Here is a 22,607-nt window from a genome sequence, read left to right on the forward strand (position 1 = left end):
CAACAAGAGAGCATGATGGGCGAATTCGATGCCATCCGACCTTACGCCGACGCCGAAGTCCCTGCCGTGCTCGCGCGCCTGCTGGCAGACGATGAGTTTCTCGGCATTCTCACGCAGTTCCGCTTCCCCCGTTTGGCAGGCCCTTTAGGCTGGCTGCTTAAACCACTTATAGCCTATCGCTTGCGTCTTGAGTTTCGTGACGTGCGTTCAGTGGCGCAATTGCAGACGCGGGTCGAGCGCTACGTCGACCACAGCATCGAGCGCGCGACAGATGGCGTGACCTATTCCGGCATAGAGCGCCTGCAGGCGGGTAACGCTTACCTGTTCATCGCCAACCACCGCGACATCGTTATGGACCCCGCTTTCGTCAACTACGCGGTGTACCACGCAGGCCTGCCGACGCCGCGTATCGCCATCGGCGACAATCTGCTGCAGAAGCCCTATGTCAGCGACCTGATGCGCCTGAACAAGAGTTTTATCGTGCATCGCTCAATCAGCGGTCGCCGCGAAAAATTGGCGGCGTATCAGCTGCTGTCGGCCTATATCAACCACTCAATCCGCGTCGACGGCGAATCGATCTGGATCGCCCAGGCCGAGGGCCGCGCCAAAGACGGTGATGACCGCACCGACTCAGCAATCCTCAAGATGTTCCACATGAGCCGCAAGGGCGAGCCATTCGCCGAGGTAATCAACGCACTGCAGCTGACGCCGGTATCAATCAGCTACGAGTACGACCCCTGCGACCAAGCCAAGGCTCGCGAGCTGTCTATTCGTGCCAACAGTGGCAGTTACACCAAAGTGGCCGGCGAGGATGATCAAAGCATCGCGCTTGGTATTACCGGCTATAAAGGCCGCGTGCATGTGCACTTCAGCGCACCGGTCAGCCAAGGCCTGGAAGACAGCAAACTGCTGGCAACGGAGATGGATCGGCAGATCCTCAGCGGCTATCGGCTGTTCCCCGTGCATTACCTGGCGTACGCCATGTGGGCTGATCGTGACCCTGCACTGGCAGTGCCCACAGCGGCAGAGCGCTTCCCGGCTGAAGAACTTCGCGTAGCCGAAACGGAATGGCAGCGTCGCCTGGCCAACTGCCCGCCCGAGCAGCGCCCTTACCTGATCTTGCAATACGCCAACCCTGTGCGTAACCAGTACCGGGTCAAGGCTGGCCTGCCACTGTAGGCCATTCGCCGCCCTAAAAAGACAGCCCTCTGAGGCTAGCGCTTTTTAGGGCCCGCACGGGCACTACAACAGAGTGCTCAACCAGGACAGCAGCAAAGCCGTCACCAGGCAGGCATAGCCAAAGCGATAGAAAAACCGGTTCAACCGTAAAGTCGGTGCATCAAAGCCATAAGCCTCAGTCGCCAGCTCATTGAGCTCACTGCCCGCCAGCAATCGCGCCCAAGCACGCTGCTCGCGCATGCGAGTGGCCAGCAGAAGCCAAGCACCCATCATGGCAAAAAACAGCGCCAGTCCGTTCAGCCACTGCCCAGGCTGACCTTCTGCCAGCAACCAAAGCGCTTGCAAAGACATCCACACCCCCAACTTCTTAAAGGCAGCGAGCAACCTCACGCCTGGTTATCAATGCGCCCGATGCAACATCTGGCAGTCAAAATAAGGGCGCGGAGTCTACCGAAGGATGCACTGCCAGCGGCTTGATTCCGACGAATCGCAGTCGCTATGACCAAGCGGTCTAAACACTGTCATCTGCGTAGGCTATGGTCTAAGACTCACCCCCAGCGCCTTAGCCACAATGGCTTGGCGCGCGGCGAAAGACCTAAATATCCATGGAGGAACGCACTATGTTGCATGCCCAACCCCAAGACCGCGACTACCTGATTGATTCACTGGATGACATAGAGGCCGTCATCGATGAGCTGTCATTCAACGTGCAGGACGATCACTGGCTGGTGTACTGCGCCATGGGCGGACATGAGCATTACGCCCTGCCCGATATAGACACGCGCACCGGCATGAGCCTGCCAGAGTTCTACAGCGAAGCCGCTTGATGCCGCCGTCGCCATAAAAAATAGATGTAAAAAAGCCCGGACTTGTCCGGGCTTTTTTATGGTTACGAGAGGGCTTATTGCGCGAGCATCTGGCTGATGGTCGGGTCCTTGAAGGCGCGGGTCAGCGCATCGCTCATCACATCACTGATCAGCTTGGTATTGGTGGCCTGATTGGGCGCCATACCGAACCGCTGATTCAACGATGCGCCGTAACGGCCGCTGTAGCGCCGGCTGCTGTTCTGCACATCTACGCGAAAGGTCGCGGTCATGTCAGCCTCAGTCACATACATGCCCTCCTTCGGCGACTGGTACTTGAGTTCAGCCAGCGTCAGGGTCAGTTGCGGCGCATTGACGGCATTGGCGCTTGGGGTGAAACCAAGCAAACGCACGGCGGCCTCGGCCTGGGCTTGCAGCTTAGGCAGGATATCCTGACCGGTCACACTGATAGCGCTGGTCTCAGGGTACAGACCACCGCGGGTGCCCAGCACGGGTGAAGGACGGCCATCGGCCACTCGCACTACCACAGGCTGGCCTTGGCCAACGGCTGTGAGCGGACTATTAAGCTTGGGTTGTGGGCTGAGTTGTTGCGGGCTGTGGGCACAACCCACCAGAGTAAGGCTGGCAACAGCCACCAGACCAAACAGCAGACGATGCAGCATGCTCAACTCTCCATAAATAAGGGGTAGACGTGGCGCGCAGTATAACCAGCGCTGGATATGCCTGACAGCGCTGCTTTCTAGGACGTTTATCACGGCCACTGGTTCCCGTAACGCGCCTGTCATGCGTATCAGGCATAAGACTTTAGTCTTCCCTGTTCGTGAGTAATTCGCCATGTTCTCACTGCGCAACCTGCTCGCCCCACGTCGTTCAATGCGCTCGTTTGCCCTGCTCGACGCACAAGGCATCTGCCGCGCCTTGCGCCAGTCAACCCAGGCGCCGCAAGGTTCGGGCTGGGTTGAGGTGCAACAGAGCTGCCTGAGCTGGCTCAATCAACCGCTGCCAGCCGGCGCCAGAACCGCCCAAGTCACGCCATGCCTGCGCATCCAGCAAATGCTGGCGGCCTGACCGGCGGAAGAAGAAAAGTCACGCCAAACGATCAATTTCCCCGCTTTCCCCTTATAATCGCGCCCCGATTATAAGGACGCCTCCTGTTCGGGCCCTGCCGTAGCGCTGATGCATCATTCATCGGCCGCGCCCCAGAGAGTCGCCCACTTCGCGCTGCCTTCGGTTGCCGCTTTTTCCCCTGTATAACGCCATGCATTACCTGCAATGGCTGCTTTACGGCGCTGGAAAATTGGTCCGGGCAGACGTGTATTGAGGCTCACGACTCCAAAAGAGCGTGAAAAAACGGTTTGGAAAACTTCACAAGAGTGTGGCGAAAATGAATGATCTCGCGGTTGGCATCTACTCCCAGAAGCCAGCTTCCTTCAACCCTGAGCGTCTCGACGACTGCTAATCGGCTGTGGTTGCACACACAAGCTAACTAACGTCAATTGAGTGCTGGTTTGCGGAGAAGTGGTAATGGCGCAGAACGATTACGAAACAATGGATGTGGTGCTGGTTGGCGCCGGCATCATGAGCGCGACCTTGGCCGTGCTGCTGAAAGAGCTCGACCCAGCGATCAAACTGGAAGTGCTCGACATGATGAGCACGGCTTCGAGTGAAAGCTCTTATCCGTGGAACAATGCGGGCACCGGCCATGCGGCCCTGTGCGAGCTGAACTACACGCCGGAAGCGGCCGACGGTTCTATCGACATCCAGAAGTCGGTAAGCATCAACACCCAGTTCGAGGAGTCCAAGCAGTTCTGGGCCTATCTGGTCGAGAAAGGCCGCTTTGGCTCGCCTAAATCATTCATCAGCCCGGTTCCACACCTGAGCTTCGTGCGCGGGCAGAAAGGCATCGACTTCCTGAAGAAGCGCTTTGCTGCACTGAAAACCCACCATGCCTTCACGGAAATGGAATACACCGAAGACCGCGCCACCATGGCCGAGTGGATGCCGCTGATGCTGCCGGGTCGCGACCCGAATGAGCCCATCGCCGCTACCCGCGTGATGGCAGGCACCGACGTTAACTTCGGCGCACTGACCCTGCACCTGCTCGAGCACCTGCGCCAGCAGAACGAAGCCAAAGTCACCTGCAGCCAGAAGGTCGTTGGCCTCAAGCGCAGTGGCCAAGGCTGGCGCGTCAGCGTCAAAGACCTGCAAAGCGGCAACAACCGTGAAATCCAGGCCAAGTTCGTCTTCCTCGGCGCCGGTGGGGCGGCGCTGCCGCTGCTGCAAATGTCCGGCATTCCAGAAGGCAAAGGCTTTGGCGGCTTCCCGGTCAGCGGCCAGTGGCTGCGTTGCGACAACCCAGAAATCGTCAAGCAGCACCAGGCCAAGGTCTATAGCCAAGCGGCAGTTGGCTCACCGCCAATGTCGGTGCCGCACTTGGATACCCGCGTAGTAGAAGGTAAAACCTCGCTGCTGTTCGGCCCCTACGCAGGCTTTACCACCAAGTTCCTCAAGCGTGGCTCGTTCTTGGATCTGCCGCTGTCGATTCGCTTCAACAATATCGGACCAATGCTGGCCGTAGCGCGCGACAACTTCGACCTGACCCGCTACCTGGTCAAAGAAGTCTTGCAGTCCGAAGAGAAGCGCCTTGAAACGCTGCGAGGCTTTTACCCTGAAGCCAAAGCTGAAGACTGGCGCATCGAGATTGCCGGCCAACGCGTGCAGATCATTAAAAAGCATCCGAAAAACGGCGGTATTCTGCAGTTCGGTACCGAATTGGTGGCGGCAGAAGACGGTTCTCTCGCGGCTCTGCTCGGTGCATCACCAGGCGCATCGGTGACTGTCTCGATCATGCTTGATCTGATCCAGCGCTGCTTTGCTGATCAATTCAAGTCTGAGCAGTGGAGCAACAAGCTGAACGAGATCTTCCCGGCAATGAGTGCCGTTCTGGCCAGTGATGCCGAGCGTTACCGCGAAGTGCAAACACGCTCAGATGCCCTGCTGCAACTGGAGCAGGCAGCCAGCGTTTAACTCGCCCGCCAATAAAAAACCGCCTTATGGGCGGTTTTTTATTGTTTGGAAAGCCTGCCGGACGACCTCAGGCTGATGTGGCCATCGGCCTAAAACTGAAGTAATGCCGCAAGGCATCGACCATCTCAACGTAATCGGCGGGCGGCGCCACCAGCGCGAATCCGGAGTCGTAGCAGCCAGGCGTAACATCCTCGCGGCACCACTGGCAGGCGGCCGAAAAATCGACGAAATGCGGTGCATCATGCCCAGGGATTTTCAACCGCATATCAAAACGCGCACCCACCAGCAGGGGCAGCTGGCTAATCAGCAGCAAACCGTCCAGGGAGACGTTACCGATATAACCCATGGGTTTGTCGGTGATGCGATTGAACACCTTCAGGTAGTAAGGCAGCTGGTGGCGTTCGATGCTGCGCTGAACATGTGTGGACATAGTGGCAAATCGCTATAGATGGCCATTTAGTATGGCCCCACTACTGCGCTTAAACCAGTTTCAGGAACAGCGTTCAGACACCTGGCTCTGCAGTTGCTGACGAGCGGTATCGACCTGCTCATCACTGTAATAACTGCGCTGGCCATCCGCTTCAGTACGGTAATAGCTGCGACCTTCTGGAATCGAGGCCAGTCTCTGACGCAGGTCGCGGCATTCATCGGCGCGCTTAGCCTGTCGCTCGACGGCCACCTGCGAGGCCTGCGCTTGCTCATCACGGCGCGCATCGTAAAAACGGCTGGCGCGCTCTTCCCGCTCACGGGTTTGTTGGTCGCGCTCAACCACCTGTGGTTTGACTTCGACCTTCTCGGCACCAGCCGCAGCCGGACGCTGGCCGAAGTGCACCTGGCCATTGGCATCGGTCCAGCGATAGATTTCCGCAGCCGCCAGCCCCGGTAATAACAGCAGGCACAACAAAACGCGCATGGATTCCCTCCCGTAAAGCCTCAGCTTAATGCCGAATGGAGCTTTCTATAACCTGTACGACCAGCGGTCAAGGCTTGACCGCGGTAACTTTGGCCGCCACACCCACGCCCTCATGGCCGAGTTCGCGCAAGGTTTCCATACGCGCACGGGCGCGATAGGCGTACTCGCTGGCGGGGTAATGGGTGAGGATAAACTGGTAGGTCTGCATGGCGTCGACGAACAGGGCCTGCCGCTCCAGACACTGGCCACGCAACAGGGAGATTTCTGGCTGCATATAGCGCCGTGAGCGGCTGTTACGTTCGGCTTTGGACAGCGACAGGATCGCCGCTTCGCATTCACCACGATCATAAGCCTCGTAGGCACTATTGAGGTGATGATCAAACGAGTAGCGATTACAACCCACCACACCCAGCACCAGCAGAACAATTAACAGTATGCGCATAAGCCTCTCCTCCGATGAGCAGTGTATCGACTGCGCGGGAAAATTCTGCAGCAACATATCCTCTGATGGGTAATGCCGCCAAGGACTTGGCCGCCGCCCATGCGGCTAACTAGACTGGCGCGCAATGGCCATTGCGCCCAGGAGTTATCATGCCGCCTTTATCCCGCCAATTATTAATACTCTGCGCCTCGCTACTGAGCGCCTGCTCACCCACTACACCGCTTTTTATCGCGCAGATCACCACCAACGAGGTGGTCGAATACAAGACCCTGAAGAACAACCGCATGCTCGCCGCCATCGAAGAGGAAGGTGACCTGCTGACCTACAGCGCCCAGGCCATCCGCGATGCCAAGAGCGAACAGGCCGAGCAGTTGTACCTCACCGGTTACCGTGACGAGAAACTCAGCGGCGAGGTGCGCGCCATCTCGTTGTACCAAATCGGTTTGCTCTACATGAACCGCTTCAACGAACAGCGCGATGACAACAAGGCGCTCAACTACTTTTATCAGGTGCTCAACCAGTTCCCCGCCAGCCGCGCCGCCGAGCGTGCCGAAGCGCGCATCGTGATGATCCGCGAGCGTGCAGACGAGCCGGTGCAGCAAACCTCACGCGAGCTGCTCGCTCACTGGAAGCCCAATCAGCAGCTCGATCTGTACAAGCCCAGCCTCGACCCTGACATGACCCTGCTGTCGCGCCGCGCCGTGCTGAAAAACCGCGTCAGCGAAGCCGAAGAACTGTATCTGCTAGCACTGAGCGACCCTGGCATCCCCGCTGATATCAAGGAAAAAGCCCTGTACCAGCTCGCCTTGATGTACCTGGCGCCGGACAACGCCCAAGCCAGCCGCGACAAGGCCATCACCTACCTGCGCCGCCTGCTGGTGCAATACCCCGAGAGTGAATTGAACAGCAAGGCCGCCCGCCACCTGGACCAAGCACTCAATCGATAAGAACCTGTTTACGATCTCGCGAGCTAGAGACCGGCAAGGCGCTACGTTAGTAACAGCCTCCGGCTGGTCAAAACAGGCGAGTAAGCGGAGTGTACTTTTGTACATGAGCATTACTCGTTCCACTCGCCCTCTGGGCCGCGCTAAAGCGCGTTAGCCGTATACGGCTTGCCGAGCCGATTTTTAACGCAACAGGGCCGACGCGCAGCAGATCGTATATAGGTTCTGGTAGTGCAGAGGAACAATGACTACATAGTTGCGGCATAGTAGCCTCGTGCCCAGATGCAACTCAGGAGTCTCTGCATGACCGTTCGCCGCACCAAAATCGTCGCCACCCTCGGCCCTTCCAGCAACAGCCCCGAAGTGCTTGAACAGCTGATCATCGCGGGCCTCGATGTCGCCCGCCTGAACTTCTCCCACGGCTCGCCTGATGAGCACAAAGCCCGCGCTAAGCTGGTGCGCGAGCTGGCGGCCAAGCATGGCCGTCACGTTGCCCTACTCGGCGACCTGCAAGGCCCGAAAATCCGCATCGCCAAATTCGCCGACAAGCGTATTGAGCTCAAAGTAGGCGATCGCTTCACCTTCTCCACCAGCCACCCGCTGACCGCCGGCACCCAGGAAATTGTCGGTATCGACTACCCGGACCTGGTCAAGGACTGCGGTGTCGGCGACGAGTTGCTGCTCGACGATGGCCGTGTGGTGATGCGCGTAACCAGCGCCACGGCTGATGCCCTGCACTGCGACGTGATCATCGGCGGCCCGCTGTCCGACCATAAAGGCATCAACCGCCGCGGCGGCGGTCTGACTGCGCCAGCGCTGACCGAGAAAGACAAAGCCGACATCAAACTCGCGGCCGAAATGCAGCTGGATTACCTAGCCGTGTCTTTCCCGCGCGATGCCGACGACATGCACTACGCGCGCAAGCTGCGTGATGAAGCCGGCGGCACCGCCTGGCTAGTGGCCAAGATCGAACGTGCCGAAGCCGTGGCCGATGACGAAACACTCGACGGCCTGATCCGTGCCAGCGATGCGGTGATGGTGGCTCGCGGCGACCTTGGTGTGGAAATCGGCGACGCCGAGCTGTGCGGCATCCAGAAGAAAATCATTCTGCATGCGCGCCGTCATAACAAGGCTGTGATCACGGCCACACAGATGATGGAGTCGATGATCCAGAACCCGATGCCGACCCGCGCCGAGGTTTCGGATGTGGCCAACGCCGTGCTCGATTACACCGATGCGGTGATGCTCTCGGCGGAAAGTGCCGCGGGCGCCTACCCACTGGAAGCGGTGCAAGCCATGGCGCGCATTTGCCTGGGCGCGGAAAAGCATCCCACCAGCAAGAAATCCAGCCACCGCATCGGCACCGAGTTCGAGCGCTGCGACGAAAGCATCGCCCTGGCGGCGATGTACACGGCTAACCACTTCCCTGGCGTGAAAGCGATTATCGCCCTGACCGAAAGTGGCTACACCCCACTGATCATGTCGCGCATCCGCTCTTCGGTGCCGATCTTCGCCTTCTCGCCGCACCGCGAAACCCAGGCCCGTGCGGCCATGTTCCGTGGCGTCTACACCGTGCCCTTCGACCCCGCCGCCCTGCAACCGGCGGAAGTCAGCCAGGCCGCAGTGGACGAGCTGCTTAAGCGCGGCGTAGTGCAGGCCGGCGACTGGGTGATCCTGACCAAGGGCGACAGCTACCACACCATCGGCGGCACCAACACCATGAAGCTGCTGCATGTCGGTGAAGCACTGGTGTAACTGCTTCGCTGCAACGCAAAAGGCCGCTCATTCGAGCGGCCTTTTTGTTCGCCTTAAGGTCTCAGGCAAACTTGCTGAAATCCGGCGTGCGCCGCTGCATAAAGGCCGTCAAGGCCTCGATAGCTTCCGGCGAGCGCAAACGCTGGCCGAACAGCGCGCCCTCTTCCTCAATGACCCGGCGCAGCTGCTCGCGATCCGGCGCGCGCATCAGCCGCTTGCTGTCCGCTACGGCTGCCGGTGCCAGTTGCTGAAAGCGCAGGGCCATTTGCCGGGCCTTGCCCAGAGTTGCCGCTCCGTTATCCAACGCCTGATTGGCAATGCCCCAAGCTGCAGCCTGTTCGCCAGTAAAGCTCTGCCCGAGTAGGAGCAATTCGGCAGCGCGAGCGTGGCCTAGAAGGCGCGGCAGGATCAGGCTGGAACCGTATTCAGGGCACAGGCCAAGGTTGACGAAGGGCATCTTCAACGTGGCCTCGCGGCTGACGTACACCAGGTCGCAGTGCAGCAACAGCGTTGTGCCGATGCCCACGGCCGGGCCGTTGACGGCAGCCACCACCGGTTTACTGAACTCAAACAGCGCCTGCATAAACTGGAACACTTCGCTGTTCAGCCCGGTCGGTGGCGCCTTGATAAAGTCTGCAACATCGTTGCCGCTGGTAAAGCAGCTCTCGCCACCGGTGATCAGCACGGCGCGCACGTTTTTATCCTGATCGGCCTGCACCAGCACTTCGGCCATGCCGCTGTACATGGCGCGGGTCAGGGCATTCTTCTTATCGGGGCGGTGCATGCGCAGGGTCAGCAACCCTTGCTCACGCTCAACCAGCAGGTGCTCGCTCATCATTGTTCCTCACGGCAGGCCACCCGCGAGCTGAAAACCTGAATGGCTAGCGCGCGTGGGGCAAAAAGACGTCAGCGAAAACCTGGCTACGCGGTAAGCCCGCCAGATACAGGCGGCGCGCAAAGGTTTCAACGCTGTCGGGGTGGCCGCAGAGTAAGGCGATGGTTTGTCGTGAAACAAGGCGCAGTTCGGCCAAAGCAGCCGGCAACTCGGCCGACACAACTTGTGCGACCTGCACCTGAGGATGGCTGGCCGCGAGCGCCTGCAAGGGCTGCGCAAGGTAATGCGCGGACTGGTCATGCGCCAGATGAATAACCCGGATAGCGCCCTGATGTTGCTGGCTTAGCGCCTCGCGCAACAGCCCATACAGCGGCGCCAGCCCGGTACCGGATGCCATCAGCAACAGCGGTCGAGCTTGCCACTCAGGGTCATAATGCAGGGCTGCGCCGCGCAGTTCACCCAAGCGCAGATTATCGCCGGGCTGCAAAGCCCGTGCTGCGCTGGCAAAGGCACCCAGGTGGCGGCAATCGATATGAAATTCCAGCCAGGGATCTTCGCCGGGTAGGCTGGCCAGCGAATAGGGCCGGGCAATGCCCTCCTCACTCCAGAGCTGCACATGCTGCCCGGCCCTGTAGCGTAATGGCCGTTGTGGGGTCAGGCGCAAGCACAGCACGTCGTGACTCAGCCAGTCGCAACTGAACACCGTAGCCGGCAGGCCATCGCGCCGCGGATCAAAAACCTCAATTTCAACATCACCCACCACCCGGCACTGGCACGCCAGTCGCCAACCTTGCTCACGCTGCGTCTGAGCAAGCGCCTCGGGCTTGGCATCGAGTAACTCACCGCGCACGCAGCGCACCAGGCAGGCATGGCAACTGCCGGCCCGGCAGCTGTAGGGCACAGCAATACCAGCCGCTAACAGGCTGTCTAAGAGGTTACTGGCAGAAGGGACTTCAAGACAGCGTTCAGCGGCCCGCAACTCAGGCATCCACATCCTCCCAGGTCGCCGCGCAACGGTTACGTCCGTCACGCTTGGCCTGGTACAGCGCCTGATCGGCACGTTGCAGGGCTTCATCAAGGTCATCGTGCACCGTCAGCAAGGTCATGCCGATGGACACACTCAGGCTGGCCACTTTCACGCCCAGCGGTTCGGAGCGATTGAACGCCTCACGCAGACGCTCACAACAGGCCGAGAATTGATCAGCGTCGGTGTTGGGTAATAACAATACAAATTCCTCACCGCCGTAGCGGGCCACCACATCACCATCGCGCAGACAGGCGCGGGCGACGGAGGCGAACGTTTGCAGAACCCGATCCCCAGCGGCATGGCCGTGGACATCGTTGATCCGTTTGAAATGATCCAGGTCGAGCAAGGCCAAGCCGTGCTGGCCCCCGCTGCGCAGCTCGGCCAGCGCGCGACTGGCCAAGCGCAAGAAGTTACGACGATTGCACAGACCGGTCAGTTCGTCCGTAGCCGCCAGGTCTTCCAGCTGGCGCATCATGCCACGCAGTGTGTCTTGATGCGCCTGCAAGGCAAAGCGGCGTTGGCGCATCCGCTGGCGCATGGCCTGCGCGTAGCTGGCAAACAGGCACAGCCATACCAGCACCATTGCCAACACGCACGTTTGCATCAACGCCACACGCGGTGCGCTGAGCTGCAGGGTATAGGCTTCATACAGGTTCAACCCGGCAAAGCCAAAAAAGGCAAACAGCGCGCAACGGGCGAACACCCTGGGCGGCAGTTGAAACACGCCGAACAGCAAAATAAGCAGGTAGATCACCAGCATGCTGCCGCGCCCTTCACTGAACAGCGACAACAACACAGTCAGCCAAGCCAAGGCCACCAGCACCTGGGGTTCAGTCAGGCTGGGATCGGCGGCACGCAGATTGAAACGCGATAGAAACAAGCCAAGAAACAACAGCTGGCTCAGAGCGGCCAAGGCCGTGATGGTCAGAGCCGTTAACGGAGAGGCGTGCAACAGCCCAGCAAATACAGCGATCCAGCACAACAGCCCGGTCAGTGCATAGGTTGCCACTGCCATGCCGAAACGCTTCAGCAGCAGGCTTTGCAGAGATCGCTGGGTTACCCGCTGGCTACTTAGGCTCATGGGTTTATGGGCTCCATCCCATGCTGGCATCTAGCCGCCACTCTACCCCTGTGCTCACAGAATGCCTAGGCCGCCGCCACGTCATTAGTCGGCTCAATTGACCGACCAACGACCATGGTCGAGGCCTTAGCCGGTGTCCGCCGGGCAGCGTGCGCGGTATACTGCCGCGCCTTTTTATCTTGTGCATATGCCGCGATAAACCTGCGCCGGGCATGCCCCAGCGCTCTTCGACATTTCTGCCCTACTCCTACCCATAGAAAAAGGGAGCGCACCGCATGACCGTGATCAAGCAAGACGACCTGATTCAGAGCGTCGCCGACGCCCTGCAGTTCATCTCCTACTACCACCCCGTGGATTTCATCCAGGCCATGCATGAGGCCTACCTGAAAGAAGAATCCCCGGCGGCGCGCGACGCCATGGCGCAAATCCTGATCAACTCGCGCATGTGTGCCACCGGCCACCGGCCGATCTGCCAGGACACTGGCATCGTCACCGTGTTTATCAAGGTGGGGATGGATGTGCGCTGGGACGGCGCGACCATGAGCGTCGATGACATGATCAACGAAGGCGTACGCCGCGCTTACAACTTGCCGGAAAACGTCCTGCGCGCCTCGATCCTGGCCGACCCAGCTGGCGCACGTAAGAACACCAAAGACAACACCCCAGCTGTGATCCATTACTCCGTGGTGCCCGGTGACACGTTGTCGGTAGACGTCGCGGCCAAAGGCGGCGGTTCCGAGAACAAGTCGAAGATGGCCATGCTCAACCCGTCCGACTCGATCGTCGACTGGGTGCTCAAGACCGTGCCAGAAATGGGCGCTGGCTGGTGCCCGCCTGGCATGCTCGGCATCGGTATCGGCGGTACAGCCGAGAAAGCGGCGGTCATGGCCAAAGAAGTGCTGATGGAACACATCGACATCCACGAACTGCAAGCACGTGGCCCTTCGAACAGAATCGAGGAAATCCGCCTCGAACTGTTCGAGAAGGTTAACCAGTTGGGAATTGGTGCCCAGGGCCTGGGCGGCCTGACCACCGTGCTCGACGTCAAGATCATGGATTACCCGACCCACGCCGCCAGCTTGCCGGTGTGCATGATCCCCAACTGCGCCGCCACCCGTCACGCCCACTTCGTGCTCGACGGCTCCGGCCCGGCCGAACTGGAAGCGCCGGACCTGTCCGCTTACCCGGAAATCGTCTGGGAAGCCGGCCCGAGTGCGCGCCGCGTTAACCTCGACACCCTCACCCCGGAAGACGTGCAGAGCTGGAAGCCGGGCGAGACCGTGTTGCTCAACGGCAAGATGCTCACCGGCCGCGACGCCGCGCACAAGCGCATGGTCGAGATGCTCAATAAGGGCGAGCAACTGCCGGTCGACCTCAAAGGTCGCTTCATCTATTACGTCGGCCCGGTCGACCCGGTCGGTGATGAAGTGGTTGGCCCTGCAGGTCCGACCACCGCTACGCGGATGGACAAGTTCACTCGGCAGATTCTGGAAAGCACCGGTTTGCTCGGTATGATCGGTAAATCCGAGCGCGGCCCGATTGCTATCGAAGCGATCAAGGATCACAAGGCCGTGTACTTGATGGCCGTTGGCGGCGCCGCTTATCTGGTGTCACAAGCGATCAAAAAATCCACCGTGCTGGCCTTCCCAGAAATGGGTATGGAAGCGATCTACGAGTTCGAAGTGAAAGACATGCCGGTTACTGTGGCGGTCGACACCAAGGGCGAGTCGGTGCACATCACCGGCCCGGCGATCTGGAACAAGAAGATCCACGACAGCCTGGCGGTCGAGATTAAGTAAACGTTGTAGCGTTACCACAAACCCGGCCGAGTGCCGGGTTTGTTGTTTTTGCAGCCTTATCTGCGCCGCAATGCCTGGGCCATCGCCTGGTCAACATGCGTGCGCCACTCACGGTCGCGGTCGCGCCAGCCATCATCCTGCCACTCACGCTCGAACTCGCTGCTCTGCCGCGCCTGGCACTGGCGAAAACCATCGTCCCAGCCCTGGGCATATAAGGGCGCTACCAGGTAGCGCGGCACGTCTTTGCGAAAGCCATCGAGGGCGCCAGCAGCCTGTCGGCCACTGCTACAACCGGCCTCAAAACCGTCGACAAATGCTGGCGGATAACCCTCGGCCTGCAACAACTCACGGGTACTTTGGCAGCCGCTCAGCAGCAATGCGATGCAGATAAACGCAGCCATCAACCGACCACCGGAATACGCGCGACTTATGCCAGCAGCCAAGACCGATAGAGCCACCTTGATCACCCGTTGAACGCCTTATCAAACCAGTTTGTGACCGTACACAACGCCCAGGGCGTGGTACTGCATGTGCCGCTGGCCAAGGCCACTTGTAGTTTCTGAATATCAACCTCGCGCAGATAGCGCTCGGCGTCTCCCATGCGGTCTTCACCACCAAAGCCGCCACCGCGCATCTCGGCCAACGCCTGCTGCTTACTCCAGCCTTGGTAGACCACGCGATACATTGCGGCAATCAAGCCGGTGCGGTTCTGTCCGTGCTTGCAGTGAATCAACACCGGCCCACGGGCTTGGGCCTGGCGAATGCTGCGCAAGACCTCTAGTACATCCGCGTCATCAATCCGGTCGGTGCGCAAAGGCAGTTGCACCTGGTGTATCTGCGGGTCATGCAACCAGCTGCCATCACCGCGCTGATAAAAATTGATCACCGTGGCAATGCCCAGGGATTTCAGCAGCGGCTGCGCTGAAGCCTGCGGCAGCGCGCTGCGATACAAGTCAGGCTGCATGCCATAGAGATTGAAGCTCTTATCAATCGGCTGCGCCCAGCTCAGTGGTCGCACCGGGTTACTCGACAGCCACTGCGCCGGCAACGCACTCCAGGCCAGGCTGCTTGGCAGCGCCACTAACGCCAGGGTAAAGAGCAATGCGGCAAAACCAAGACGGCATACATAGATAAAAGTTGGCATCCGTTAGCCCTCTAGTAATTCAAGCTGCAGTTTTGCGACACGTTGCGGTAACGGGGCGCGATAGAGTATCCAGCGATAGCAGAGCAGGCAGATCAGCCAGTCGAAGAGCAGCGTCCACAAGTTGTGTGACAAAAAGTGCGCGCCTTGCATCATCCGTCCGAGCGAAAACACTGCGCCCAGCCCTAACGCAAAAACCAAAGCGAGGCGCGCACGACGCGGGCGCTTATCACGCAACAGAAAAAACAGCGCCAGCAGGGAAAACCCCGATGAGGCATGCCCGCCCGGCCAGCAACGACCCGGCTTTTCAGTCACGGCGCGCTCGCTGAGCAATGGGGTAAAGGTCTCCGTGCCACCAAATTCACTTAAGCTCCAAGGGCAATGCACACCGGTGAGGGCCTTCAAGGGCGTGACGATGCTGGTCGACAGTCCCAGCGCCAGCACCAGAAACCCCAATGGTCGTCGCCATTGCCTAAGCCGGGTCGGCAGCAGACTGATGACCAAGCCAATAATCGCCAGCACGCCAAACACGATGACCAGCTGCTTGGCTCGGTCATGCAGGATGTCTTCCAGCCACACATGGCGCTTGCCGATAAAACCGAGGCCTGGCTGATAGAACAGATGCTCGATGGCGAAATCCAGGCCACTGGGATCAAACAGCAACAGCAAGACCATCAGCGCCACAGGGATACCCAAGCCCAGACGGAAATCAAAATAACGTGAGAACTCGGTAGACCGATTGGCCTGCATAACGGTGCTCCAGCTCAGGCACTGCCGAGCAGTGCCTGCAAAAATTGAGGGTTAGCGCTTGCTCAGTTGCGCGTCGGGTAAAACGCTCGGCCGCCAGGCAATCAGGTGCTTTTTGAAGGCATGGCTGGCGCCTTGGTAATAGGCAATGTTGCGTCGTTCCAGACTGTCGCTGGCGTCCACCTTCACCTCATGACTCAGGCCCAGCGCATCATCATGACGACGCATGCTTTTACGCGGGCTGAGGATCGCCAGGCTGCTGCCGTCGAACAGCCCCAGGTGCTGATAGTTACCCAGTAAGGCACGCCCTGGAGCACGGTCATCGCGCAGCACATTGCGGCCGAAGAAGGTCGACACATAGTCCATATTCAGTAAACCCAACAGCGTGGGCGCCAGGTCGATCTGGCTGGCCAGGTCACTGAACTCACGCGGCTGAATATGTGCCGGGGCATAGATAAATAAAGGAATGTGGTAGTTGGCCACCGGCAGGTCTTCCTTGCCGGCGCTTCCTGCCGTGTGATCGGCGACAAAGATAAACACCGTCTGCTTGAACCAGGGCTTATCCCGCGCCTGGGCGAGAAATTGGCCAATGGCATAGTCGGTGTACTTCACCGCGCCTTCACGGCCATCGCCAGACGGGATGTCGATGCGCCCTTCTGGGTAGGTATAGGGCCGGTGATTGGAGGTGGTCATCACCTGCAGGAAGAAGGGTTCGTCGGCGGCGTGGTCGGCATCGGCGATTTTTATTGCCTGCTTGTAGATGTCCTCATCGGACATGCCCCAGGCGTTCTGGAACACCATATCCGCCTCGGCCACGCTGCTCTGGTCGACGATGCGGTAACCGTTGCCGCCAAAGAAGGCGTTCATATTGTCGAAGTAGCCACGCCCACCGTAGATAAACACGCTGTCATAGCCTTGCGCACTGAACTGTTGGCCCAGGCTGCCATAGCCTGACTCACGCCCAATGCGCTTGACGATGGAGCGCCCCGGCGTGGGGGGAATCGACAGGGTAATGGCTTCCAGACCGCGATCGGTACGGGTGCCGGTGGCGTAGAAATTACTGAAACTCAGGCTCTGCTTACGCAGCTGATCGAGGTTGGGGGTTAATCCGCGGCTGTCACCAAAGCTGCCCAAGTATTTGGCACTGAGGCTTTCAATAGTCACCAACACCACGTTCAAGCGCTTGGGCTGCCCAGGGTTGTCGATAGTGCGGCGAATATCCTGCGGGTCACTGCCGATAAAACGCGCGTTGGGCTCACTGATCTCGCTGCGCAACAAACTGGCCACCTCAGGCGCCGCCAGCGTGGCGTAGAACTGTTGGTAATCCAGCTCGTTGTTACGGAACGCGGCAAAGAACTGGAACGGCCCATTACTCGCCAGCTCACGCTGATACGCGTTGCCATCGGTGCCGCGCGGCGCATCTTGACCAATCAACACACTGCTCAACCCGGCCAACAGCAGCACAGCCAATACGCTGAGCAGTGCCGGCGCAGGGCGCAAGCGCGGTGCATCCAATGCCGCCATTACGGCTTTACGCAACAGTGCAGTCGCCGCCACGGCGATCATCGCCAACAACGCCAGCAGTGGGTAAATCGGGTACGACTCGAGGATGTTGTTGATCACCTCCTCGGAATACACCAAGTAGTCGACGGCGATAAAGTTGAAGCGCACGCCAAACTCATCCCAGAACAGCCACTCCGCCACCGCCGTAAACAGCATGACAAACAGGCTCACCCCGACCACACCGAGCAGCAGCTGTTTATGCCAGCGCTGTTGCCATAGGCGGCGTGGGCACAGCAGCAGGTAGAGGGCCATGGGCAGACTGGCATAGAGCAAAAAGCTCAGGTCGTACACCAAGCCGACCCCGTATAGGCTGAGCAGTTGCCCAGCCCCTACGTGAGCGTCCGCCAGATGACTGGCCAACAATGTGCTGCGGGTCAGAAAGAACACCGCCAACCATGTCAGCACGATGATCGACAGATAACGAAGTTGCGCGAAATGAAGCTGAGGCATCGTATGATCCCGGTTGGATGAACGTGCCGCAGTGTGCGATTGCATCTGTGAGAGACGCGTCAACGCGATGTGAAAAATACGTCAAAGCCGAAAGAGAACAGCCCCATGCGCATTCTGGTCATCGAAGACAACCGCGATATCCTGGCCAACATCCTCGACTACCTGCAGCTCAAAGGCTTCAGTGTCGATTGCGCGCAGGATGGTTTGAGTGGCCTACACCTGGCCAGCAGCGGCCACTATGACCTGATCGTGCTGGACATCATGCTGCCTGGCATTGACGGTTATCAGGTGTGCAAACGCCTGCGCGAAGATGGCCACAGTGAAGTGCCAATCCTCATGCTGACCGCCCGCGACGCTTTGGACGACCGCTTACAGGGGCTCAATGTCGGTGCCGATGACTACCTGATCAAGCCGTTTGCCCTGTCCGAGTTGGTGGCACGGATTGAAGCGATCCTGCGCCGCAGCCAAGGCAGCCGTAAACGCCAACTGAAAGTCGCCGACCTGATTTATGACCTCGATACGCTGCATGTCAGCCGCGCGGGCAAACCGCTCAAGCTCAATCCCATCGGCCTCAAGCTATTGGCCGTACTGATGCAGAAAAGCCCGGCCGTGATCCGCCGCGAGGCATTAGAGGAAGCCCTCTGGGGCGATGACAGCCCCGACAGCGATAGCCTGCGCAGCCATATCCACCAACTGCGCCAGGTCTTGGATAAGCCCTTCGCCACACCGCTGCTGCACACCCTGCATGGGGTTGGCTATCGCCTGGCGGAGCATGCCCATGGCGTCTAAACAGCCATTCGCGCGACGTATCCTGATTGCCTTTGTGCTCATGACCGTGTTGGTTAGCGGCGTGTTTTCCTTGAGCATCGTGGCCGTGGTGCACGTCATTGAAGAGCACCTGGTATCCGAGGAGCTCAACCGCGAGCTGGACACGGTGCTGCATGAAGACCTCAAACATGGCATCACTCCTCGCCTCGATTCCAGCACCCGGTTCTTTGCCTCCAACCTTGCCGAGTACGCTATTCCAGAGCAGTACGCGGGACTACCGGAGGGATTTAATGAGGTGGTTGACGAGGAGAAGGCCTTTTATGTGTTTGTAAAAGAAATCAACGGCAACACCTATCAGCTGGTGCAAGAGCAACATGAGTTCGAAGCGCGTGAGCAGGCCTTGTTCAACGTGGTTTTTGCCGGCTTTCTCCTGACCGTGGTGGGTGCCTGGGCGCTGGGCCTGGTGATGGCGCGCAAAGTCATGGCCCCAGTCAGCCGGCTGGCGCAACAAGTGCGTCACCGCGACCAGCAACACACACTGGCTCCGCCCCTGGCACCGGACTATCCCGATGACGAAGTGGGTCAACTGGCTGCTGCCTTCGACAGCACCCTAGGCCAGCTACGGCATTCGCTGGAGCGCGAGCGATTGTTCACCAGCGATGTCAGCCATGAACTGCGTACACCGCTGATGGTCATCGCAACCTCCTGCGAGCTGCTTGCCGAAGCCACTCTGTCGCCCCGTGAGCGCCAACAACTTGAGCGTATCGCCAGGGCCAGCGAAGAAATGCGCGAGTTGGTGCAAACCTTTTTGCAGCTGGCCCGGGACAAAGCCAATGAAACGGCCTTTGTGGCAGACAGTAGCCTGGCCAGTGTCGCCGCGGCACAGGTCGAGCGCTGGGAACCCATGTTCAAAGGCAAGGGGCTGGCCTTTGAATTCGCAGAAGAAGGTCGCGACAGTGGCTGCTACAACGCCACATTTCTCAGCACGGTGATGGCTAACTTGCTGCGCAACGCGTTGCATTACACCGAACACGGCTTTGTCCGCCTGGTACTGGAAGGCAACGGGTTTCGTGTGGAGGACAGCGGCGCCGGCATCCCCCACGATCAACACGAACAGATTTTCCAACCATTCGTGCGCGGCCCCCAGGCGCGCGGCGAAGGACTGGGGCTGGGGCTTTCACTGGTCAAACGGATTTGTGCCAAACAAGGCTGGATGATCTCGGTGCATAACCAGACCGAGGGTGGCACCTGCTTTAAGGTGAGCTTTAGCCAGGCAACTGACGAAATTTTCACATCCTCTTAACAGGCTGTTGATGCATGGCTGTTTAGTGTGGCGAGCGTTCCCCCACTGGACGCTCAGCCATGCATGCTTTCCCCGCCCACGATTACGCGCCTCCTGTATATCCCCCGCAACGCCACTGGCAGCCTGAACAACTAGAGCTGCCAGCATGAACGGCAAACCCATTTTAGATACGCATGACGCCCTGTCGCTCAAAGGCCGCACTGGACTACGACGCATTGTCGACGCCAGTGGCTATTCACTTATGGGCTTACAAGCGGCCTATCGCGGCGAAGCGGCGTTCCGCCAACTGCTCCTGCTCAATGGGCTGCTGCTGCCGCTGGCTTGCTGGGTCGACGTCACACGCAGTGAGCGTGTATTGCTGATGATCGTGCCGCTGCTGTCATTGATCGTCGAGCTGCTCAACTCTGCCATCGAAGCCACCGTCGATCGTATTTCCCTGAGCATTCACCCACTGTCCAAGCAGGCCAAAGACATGGGCAGCGCCGCGCAATTTATCGCCCTGCTCCTGATCGGCCTGACCTGGGGCTTGATCCTCATTTAATCCGTTCGCCACTTATTCTTATAAGGCTGCTCATTCATGCCCCGCCGTTCCTCTGCACGCGCAGCCACACCCGATACCTTCAACCGGATCGGTCTCGGCGAGCATCTGGCCTTCTTATTCAGTAGCGCGGTGCTACTTGTACTGCTGCTGTCCTTGTTGCGCGTGGCGTTGCTGCTGTTTAACCGCGAGCTGCTGGACGATGCCGCCTGGCAGGGGCTGGGCGAAGCCTTTAGCAACGGCGTGCGCTTCGACCTGCGCCTGGTGGTATTTATCTGCGCCCCGCTGACGCTAGCCCTGGCCTGGCGACCGGCGATGACACATCGCACCTGGCAACGGCTGTGGCTAAGCGCCTGCGCCAGCCTGGCGATTTTGCTCGGTTTGATCGAGCTGAACTTCTATCAGGAGTTTCATCAGCGCCTTAATGCCCTGGTCTTCCAATACTTACAGGAAGACCCCGCGACCGTGCTGAGCATGCTCTGGTATGGCTTCCCCGTGGTACGCCTGCTGCTGGCGTGGGCCCTGCTGAGCAGCACATTTATCCTGTTATTGAGCAGGATCGACTGGCTCACACGCCGCAAAGACAACGACCAACAGCCACAGCTACAACGGCCCATGGCGCTATACGCCAGCCATGGCCTGGTACTGCTGCTGTGCCTGACGCTCTCCGTACTCGCCGCGCGCGGCACCTTGCGTCAGGGCCCACCGCTACGCTGGGGCGATGCGTTTACCACCGAATCAATGTTTGCCAATCAGCTGGGTCTCAATGGCGCGCTCAGCCTGTACACCGCGGCGAAGAGTCGCTACGCGGACGATAGCCACAAGGTCTGGAAAGCCAGCATGCCGGCTGTCGAGGCCACTGCCGTAACCCGCGAGCTACTGCTCAGCGCCCACGACACGCTGGTCGACCCTGATACCGCTGCCGTACGCCGTGACTCACTGTCGCCCAGCGACACCCAGCTGCCTGTGCGCAATGTGGTGGTGATTCTGATGGAGAGCTTTGCGGGCCACTTTGTCGGTGCCCTGGGCAGCGACGCAGCGATCACGCCGAATTTTGACCGACTGGCTAAGCAAGGATTGTTATTCAAAAACTTCTTCGCCAATGGCACCCACACGCACCAGGGCATGTTCGCCAGCATGGCCTGTTTCCCTAATCTGCCCGGTTTCGAATACCTGATGCAGACCCCGGAAGGCGGCCATGGGTTTTCCGGTTTGGCGCAGCTACTCAGCGCCCGTGACTACAACGATTTGTATGTCTATAACGGTGATTTTGCCTGGGACAACCAGCGCGGCTTCTTCGGCAACCAAGGCATGAGCAACTTTATTGGCCGCCATGACTTTGTGAACCCGGTGGTGGCTGACCCAACCTGGGGGGTGTCCGACCAGGACATGTTCGACCGCGCCGCCGAGGAGCTACTCAAGCAAGACCCGGACAAACCCTTCTACGCGCTGCTGCAAACACTCTCCAACCACACCCCTTACGCCCTGCCGGACGTCTTGCCGGTCGAGCAGGTTAGCGGGCATGACTCGCTTGATCAGCACCTGACAGCCATGCGTTATTCCGATTGGGCACTCGGGCAATTCTTTGAAAAAGCCAGCCAGGCTCCTTACTTCAAGAACACCCTGTTCGTGGTGGTGGGCGATCATGGTTTTGCCGCCAAAGAGCAACTGACCGAAATGGACCTGTTCCGCTTTCATGTTCCATTGCTGCTTATTGCCCCTGGCATCCAGAACACCTTCGGCGCCACCCAGGACATCGTTGCGAGCCAAGTCGATATCGTGCCAACCATCATGGGTCGGCTTGGCGGCACAGTGCGCCAGCAGTGCTGGGGCCGCGACCTGCTGAGCCTACCGGCCAACGACCCTGGCTTCGCCATCATCAAACCCTCAGGCAGCGACCAGACAGTGGCCATGCTCAAGGGTGAAGAAATCCTGATCCTGCCCAAGGATATGGAGCCGCGCCGCTACCGCTACCAACTGGGCGCACACCCGCAAGCCACCCTACTGGCGCCCCCGATGCCGGGCGACACGCTGACTCAGCAACTGCAAGCCTATCTGCAAACCGCGACAGGCAGCCTACTCGGCAACACCACCGGCGTGGCCGACAGCAGTGCCACTGCCGCCACGTCCACAGCCACAGCCACAGCCATGCAACAGACAAACGCATCCCCCGCAAAAGAGAAAGACTAGGCGCGACTAAAGAGTAAAACAGCACGGCCCGCGCGCAACGGTGAGGCCGTGCTAACCACGCGCAACATCCACCTTCTCGGC

At 59.4% G+C, this 22,607-nt stretch carries 23 protein-coding genes; 11 read left to right on the plus strand and 12 right to left on the minus strand.

Features of this window, described 5'->3' with window-relative positions; translation table 11 throughout:
- The first annotated feature begins 12 nt into the window (after window positions 1–12).
- Window positions 13–1,179 carry a 1-acyl-sn-glycerol-3-phosphate acyltransferase gene (locus tag D8779_RS14835; RefSeq protein ID WP_136665270.1) on the plus strand — a complete coding sequence of 389 codons (1,167 nt, stop codon included), beginning with the start codon at window positions 13–15 and terminating at the stop codon, window positions 1,177–1,179.
- A gap of 63 nt (window positions 1,180–1,242) precedes the next feature.
- On the opposite strand, the gene D8779_RS14840 is transcribed toward D8779_RS14835, so the two are convergent.
- Complete coding sequence (locus tag D8779_RS14840) at window positions 1,243–1,530, minus strand: hypothetical protein (RefSeq protein ID WP_136665271.1); 288 nt, start codon at window positions 1,528–1,530, stop codon at window positions 1,243–1,245.
- Window positions 1,531–1,799: 269 nt separating this feature from the next.
- Here D8779_RS14840 and D8779_RS14845 point away from each other — a divergent pair, with 269 nt between their 5' ends.
- Window positions 1,800–2,006 (plus strand): hypothetical protein, encoded by a 207-nt coding sequence (locus D8779_RS14845; protein ID WP_136665272.1) that lies wholly within the window; start codon window positions 1,800–1,802, stop codon window positions 2,004–2,006.
- A gap of 74 nt (window positions 2,007–2,080) precedes the next feature.
- Here D8779_RS14845 and D8779_RS14850 read toward each other — a convergent pair whose 3' ends face one another.
- Entirely contained in the window at window positions 2,081–2,665 is a 585-nt protein-coding gene (locus tag D8779_RS14850; RefSeq protein WP_136665273.1) for a YajG family lipoprotein, read from the minus strand.
- 172 nt (window positions 2,666–2,837) lie between these two features.
- On the opposite strand from D8779_RS14850, the gene D8779_RS14855 reads away from it, so the two are divergent.
- Together D8779_RS14855 and mqo are read left to right on the plus strand one after the other, a co-directional pair.
- The gene (locus D8779_RS14855; RefSeq protein WP_136665274.1) at window positions 2,838–3,071 is read left to right on the plus strand and encodes a hypothetical protein; all 234 of its coding nucleotides are present in this window, start codon (window positions 2,838–2,840) and stop codon (window positions 3,069–3,071) included.
- A gap of 456 nt (window positions 3,072–3,527) precedes the next feature.
- Entirely contained in the window at window positions 3,528–5,030 is a 1,503-nt protein-coding gene (gene mqo, locus D8779_RS14860; protein ID WP_136665275.1) for a malate dehydrogenase (quinone), read from the plus strand.
- 67 nt (window positions 5,031–5,097) lie between these two features.
- Here the strand turns inward: mqo and D8779_RS14865 are convergent, their stop codons facing one another.
- The 3 genes from D8779_RS14865 to D8779_RS14875 all read right to left on the minus strand — a co-directional run bounded on the left by D8779_RS14865 (window position 5,098) and on the right by D8779_RS14875 (window position 6,385).
- Window positions 5,098–5,460, minus strand: coding sequence for a PilZ domain-containing protein (locus D8779_RS14865; protein WP_136665276.1), 363 nt, complete (start codon window positions 5,458–5,460; stop codon window positions 5,098–5,100).
- A 60-nt stretch (window positions 5,461–5,520) separates the two neighbouring features.
- Complete coding sequence (locus D8779_RS14870) at window positions 5,521–5,943, minus strand: DUF4124 domain-containing protein (protein ID WP_136665277.1); 423 nt, start codon at window positions 5,941–5,943, stop codon at window positions 5,521–5,523.
- 67 nt (window positions 5,944–6,010) lie between these two features.
- Window positions 6,011–6,385 (minus strand): tetratricopeptide repeat protein, encoded by a 375-nt coding sequence (locus tag D8779_RS14875; RefSeq protein ID WP_136665278.1) that lies wholly within the window; start codon window positions 6,383–6,385, stop codon window positions 6,011–6,013.
- A 149-nt stretch (window positions 6,386–6,534) separates the two neighbouring features.
- Here D8779_RS14875 and D8779_RS14880 point away from each other — a divergent pair, with 149 nt between their 5' ends.
- Window positions 6,535–7,332 (plus strand): tetratricopeptide repeat protein, encoded by a 798-nt coding sequence (locus D8779_RS14880; RefSeq protein ID WP_136665279.1) that lies wholly within the window; start codon window positions 6,535–6,537, stop codon window positions 7,330–7,332.
- 300 nt (window positions 7,333–7,632) lie between these two features.
- Entirely contained in the window at window positions 7,633–9,084 is a 1,452-nt protein-coding gene (gene pyk, locus D8779_RS14885; RefSeq protein WP_136665280.1) for a pyruvate kinase, read from the plus strand.
- A gap of 61 nt (window positions 9,085–9,145) precedes the next feature.
- Here the strand turns inward: pyk and D8779_RS14890 are convergent, their stop codons facing one another.
- Genes D8779_RS14890 through D8779_RS14900 form a run of 3 tightly spaced genes read right to left on the minus strand, consistent with a single transcriptional unit; the run spans window position 9,146 to window position 12,027 of the window.
- Window positions 9,146–9,919: an enoyl-CoA hydratase gene (locus D8779_RS14890; protein WP_136665281.1), complete on the minus strand. Its 774-nt coding sequence runs from the start codon at window positions 9,917–9,919 to the stop codon at window positions 9,146–9,148.
- 46 nt (window positions 9,920–9,965) lie between these two features.
- Entirely contained in the window at window positions 9,966–10,907 is a 942-nt protein-coding gene (locus D8779_RS14895) for an iron-sulfur-binding ferredoxin reductase (protein ID WP_136665282.1), read from the minus strand.
- Window positions 10,900–12,027, minus strand: a complete 1,128-nt coding sequence (locus D8779_RS14900; protein WP_136665283.1) for a GGDEF domain-containing protein — start codon at window positions 12,025–12,027, stop codon at window positions 10,900–10,902. The genes D8779_RS14895 and D8779_RS14900 overlap by 8 nt, the downstream gene beginning before the upstream one ends.
- Before the next feature lie 275 nt (window positions 12,028–12,302).
- On the opposite strand from D8779_RS14900, the gene D8779_RS14905 reads away from it, so the two are divergent.
- A complete protein-coding gene (locus D8779_RS14905) occupies window positions 12,303–13,826 on the plus strand; it encodes a fumarate hydratase (RefSeq protein WP_090243671.1) in 1,524 nt (507 codons plus the stop codon).
- Between the two features lie 56 nt (window positions 13,827–13,882).
- On the opposite strand, the gene D8779_RS14910 is transcribed toward D8779_RS14905, so the two are convergent.
- From D8779_RS14910 to D8779_RS14925, 4 genes are all read right to left on the minus strand, one after another.
- A complete protein-coding gene (locus D8779_RS14910) occupies window positions 13,883–14,227 on the minus strand; it encodes a hypothetical protein (protein ID WP_136665284.1) in 345 nt (114 codons plus the stop codon).
- 62 nt (window positions 14,228–14,289) lie between these two features.
- Window positions 14,290–14,970, minus strand: coding sequence for a dual specificity protein phosphatase family protein (locus D8779_RS14915; RefSeq protein WP_136665285.1), 681 nt, complete (start codon window positions 14,968–14,970; stop codon window positions 14,290–14,292).
- A gap of 3 nt (window positions 14,971–14,973) precedes the next feature.
- Complete coding sequence (locus tag D8779_RS14920) at window positions 14,974–15,717, minus strand: phosphatase PAP2 family protein (RefSeq protein WP_205895827.1); 744 nt, start codon at window positions 15,715–15,717, stop codon at window positions 14,974–14,976.
- A 51-nt stretch (window positions 15,718–15,768) separates the two neighbouring features.
- Window positions 15,769–17,727: an LTA synthase family protein gene (locus D8779_RS14925; RefSeq protein ID WP_136665286.1), complete on the minus strand. Its 1,959-nt coding sequence runs from the start codon at window positions 17,725–17,727 to the stop codon at window positions 15,769–15,771.
- 105 nt (window positions 17,728–17,832) lie between these two features.
- Between D8779_RS14925 and D8779_RS14930 the strand changes: the two genes are divergently transcribed.
- From D8779_RS14930 to D8779_RS14945, 4 genes are all read left to right on the plus strand, one after another.
- Entirely contained in the window at window positions 17,833–18,516 is a 684-nt protein-coding gene (locus D8779_RS14930; protein WP_136665287.1) for a response regulator transcription factor, read from the plus strand.
- Window positions 18,506–19,798 carry a sensor histidine kinase gene (locus D8779_RS14935; protein WP_136665288.1) on the plus strand — a complete coding sequence of 431 codons (1,293 nt, stop codon included), beginning with the start codon at window positions 18,506–18,508 and terminating at the stop codon, window positions 19,796–19,798. Before D8779_RS14930 ends, D8779_RS14935 begins: the two co-directional genes overlap by 11 nt.
- 145 nt (window positions 19,799–19,943) lie before the next feature.
- Window positions 19,944–20,339, plus strand: a complete 396-nt coding sequence (locus D8779_RS14940) for a diacylglycerol kinase (RefSeq protein WP_136665289.1) — start codon at window positions 19,944–19,946, stop codon at window positions 20,337–20,339.
- Window positions 20,340–20,375: 36 nt separating this feature from the next.
- The gene (locus D8779_RS14945; RefSeq protein ID WP_136665290.1) at window positions 20,376–22,526 is read left to right on the plus strand and encodes an LTA synthase family protein; all 2,151 of its coding nucleotides are present in this window, start codon (window positions 20,376–20,378) and stop codon (window positions 22,524–22,526) included.
- Window positions 22,527–22,607: the final 81 nt, after the last annotated feature.

Source organism: Pseudomonas leptonychotis, from assembly GCF_004920405.1.
In the GTDB taxonomy this organism is placed as follows: domain Bacteria; phylum Pseudomonadota; class Gammaproteobacteria; order Pseudomonadales; family Pseudomonadaceae; genus Aquipseudomonas; species Aquipseudomonas leptonychotis.

Excerpts from the sequence above, each read along its gene's own strand:
- D8779_RS14835 (WP_136665270.1), top strand. The coding sequence starts at position 13 with ATGATGGGCGAATTCGATGCCATCCGACCTTACGCCGACGCCGAAGTC.
- D8779_RS14840 (WP_136665271.1), bottom strand. The coding sequence starts at position 1,530 with ATGTCTTTGCAAGCGCTTTGGTTGCTGGCAGAAGGTCAGCCTGGGCAG.
- D8779_RS14845 (WP_136665272.1), top strand. The coding sequence starts at position 1,800 with ATGTTGCATGCCCAACCCCAAGACCGCGACTACCTGATTGATTCACTG.
- D8779_RS14850 (WP_136665273.1), bottom strand. The coding sequence starts at position 2,665 with ATGCTGCATCGTCTGCTGTTTGGTCTGGTGGCTGTTGCCAGCCTTACT.
- D8779_RS14855 (WP_136665274.1), top strand. The coding sequence starts at position 2,838 with ATGTTCTCACTGCGCAACCTGCTCGCCCCACGTCGTTCAATGCGCTCG.
- mqo (WP_136665275.1), top strand. The coding sequence starts at position 3,528 with ATGGCGCAGAACGATTACGAAACAATGGATGTGGTGCTGGTTGGCGCC.
- D8779_RS14865 (WP_136665276.1), bottom strand. The coding sequence starts at position 5,460 with ATGTCCACACATGTTCAGCGCAGCATCGAACGCCACCAGCTGCCTTAC.
- D8779_RS14870 (WP_136665277.1), bottom strand. The coding sequence starts at position 5,943 with ATGCGCGTTTTGTTGTGCCTGCTGTTATTACCGGGGCTGGCGGCTGCG.
- D8779_RS14875 (WP_136665278.1), bottom strand. The coding sequence starts at position 6,385 with ATGCGCATACTGTTAATTGTTCTGCTGGTGCTGGGTGTGGTGGGTTGT.
- D8779_RS14880 (WP_136665279.1), top strand. The coding sequence starts at position 6,535 with ATGCCGCCTTTATCCCGCCAATTATTAATACTCTGCGCCTCGCTACTG.
- pyk (WP_136665280.1), top strand. The coding sequence starts at position 7,633 with ATGACCGTTCGCCGCACCAAAATCGTCGCCACCCTCGGCCCTTCCAGC.
- D8779_RS14890 (WP_136665281.1), bottom strand. The coding sequence starts at position 9,919 with ATGAGCGAGCACCTGCTGGTTGAGCGTGAGCAAGGGTTGCTGACCCTG.
- D8779_RS14895 (WP_136665282.1), bottom strand. The coding sequence starts at position 10,907 with ATGCCTGAGTTGCGGGCCGCTGAACGCTGTCTTGAAGTCCCTTCTGCC.
- D8779_RS14900 (WP_136665283.1), bottom strand. The coding sequence starts at position 12,027 with ATGAGCCTAAGTAGCCAGCGGGTAACCCAGCGATCTCTGCAAAGCCTG.
- D8779_RS14905 (WP_090243671.1), top strand. The coding sequence starts at position 12,303 with ATGACCGTGATCAAGCAAGACGACCTGATTCAGAGCGTCGCCGACGCC.
- D8779_RS14910 (WP_136665284.1), bottom strand. The coding sequence starts at position 14,227 with ATGGCTGCGTTTATCTGCATCGCATTGCTGCTGAGCGGCTGCCAAAGT.
- D8779_RS14915 (WP_136665285.1), bottom strand. The coding sequence starts at position 14,970 with ATGCCAACTTTTATCTATGTATGCCGTCTTGGTTTTGCCGCATTGCTC.
- D8779_RS14920 (WP_205895827.1), bottom strand. The coding sequence starts at position 15,717 with ATGCAGGCCAATCGGTCTACCGAGTTCTCACGTTATTTTGATTTCCGT.
- D8779_RS14925 (WP_136665286.1), bottom strand. The coding sequence starts at position 17,727 with ATGCCTCAGCTTCATTTCGCGCAACTTCGTTATCTGTCGATCATCGTG.
- D8779_RS14930 (WP_136665287.1), top strand. The coding sequence starts at position 17,833 with ATGCGCATTCTGGTCATCGAAGACAACCGCGATATCCTGGCCAACATC.
- D8779_RS14935 (WP_136665288.1), top strand. The coding sequence starts at position 18,506 with ATGGCGTCTAAACAGCCATTCGCGCGACGTATCCTGATTGCCTTTGTG.
- D8779_RS14940 (WP_136665289.1), top strand. The coding sequence starts at position 19,944 with ATGAACGGCAAACCCATTTTAGATACGCATGACGCCCTGTCGCTCAAA.
- D8779_RS14945 (WP_136665290.1), top strand. The coding sequence starts at position 20,376 with ATGCCCCGCCGTTCCTCTGCACGCGCAGCCACACCCGATACCTTCAAC.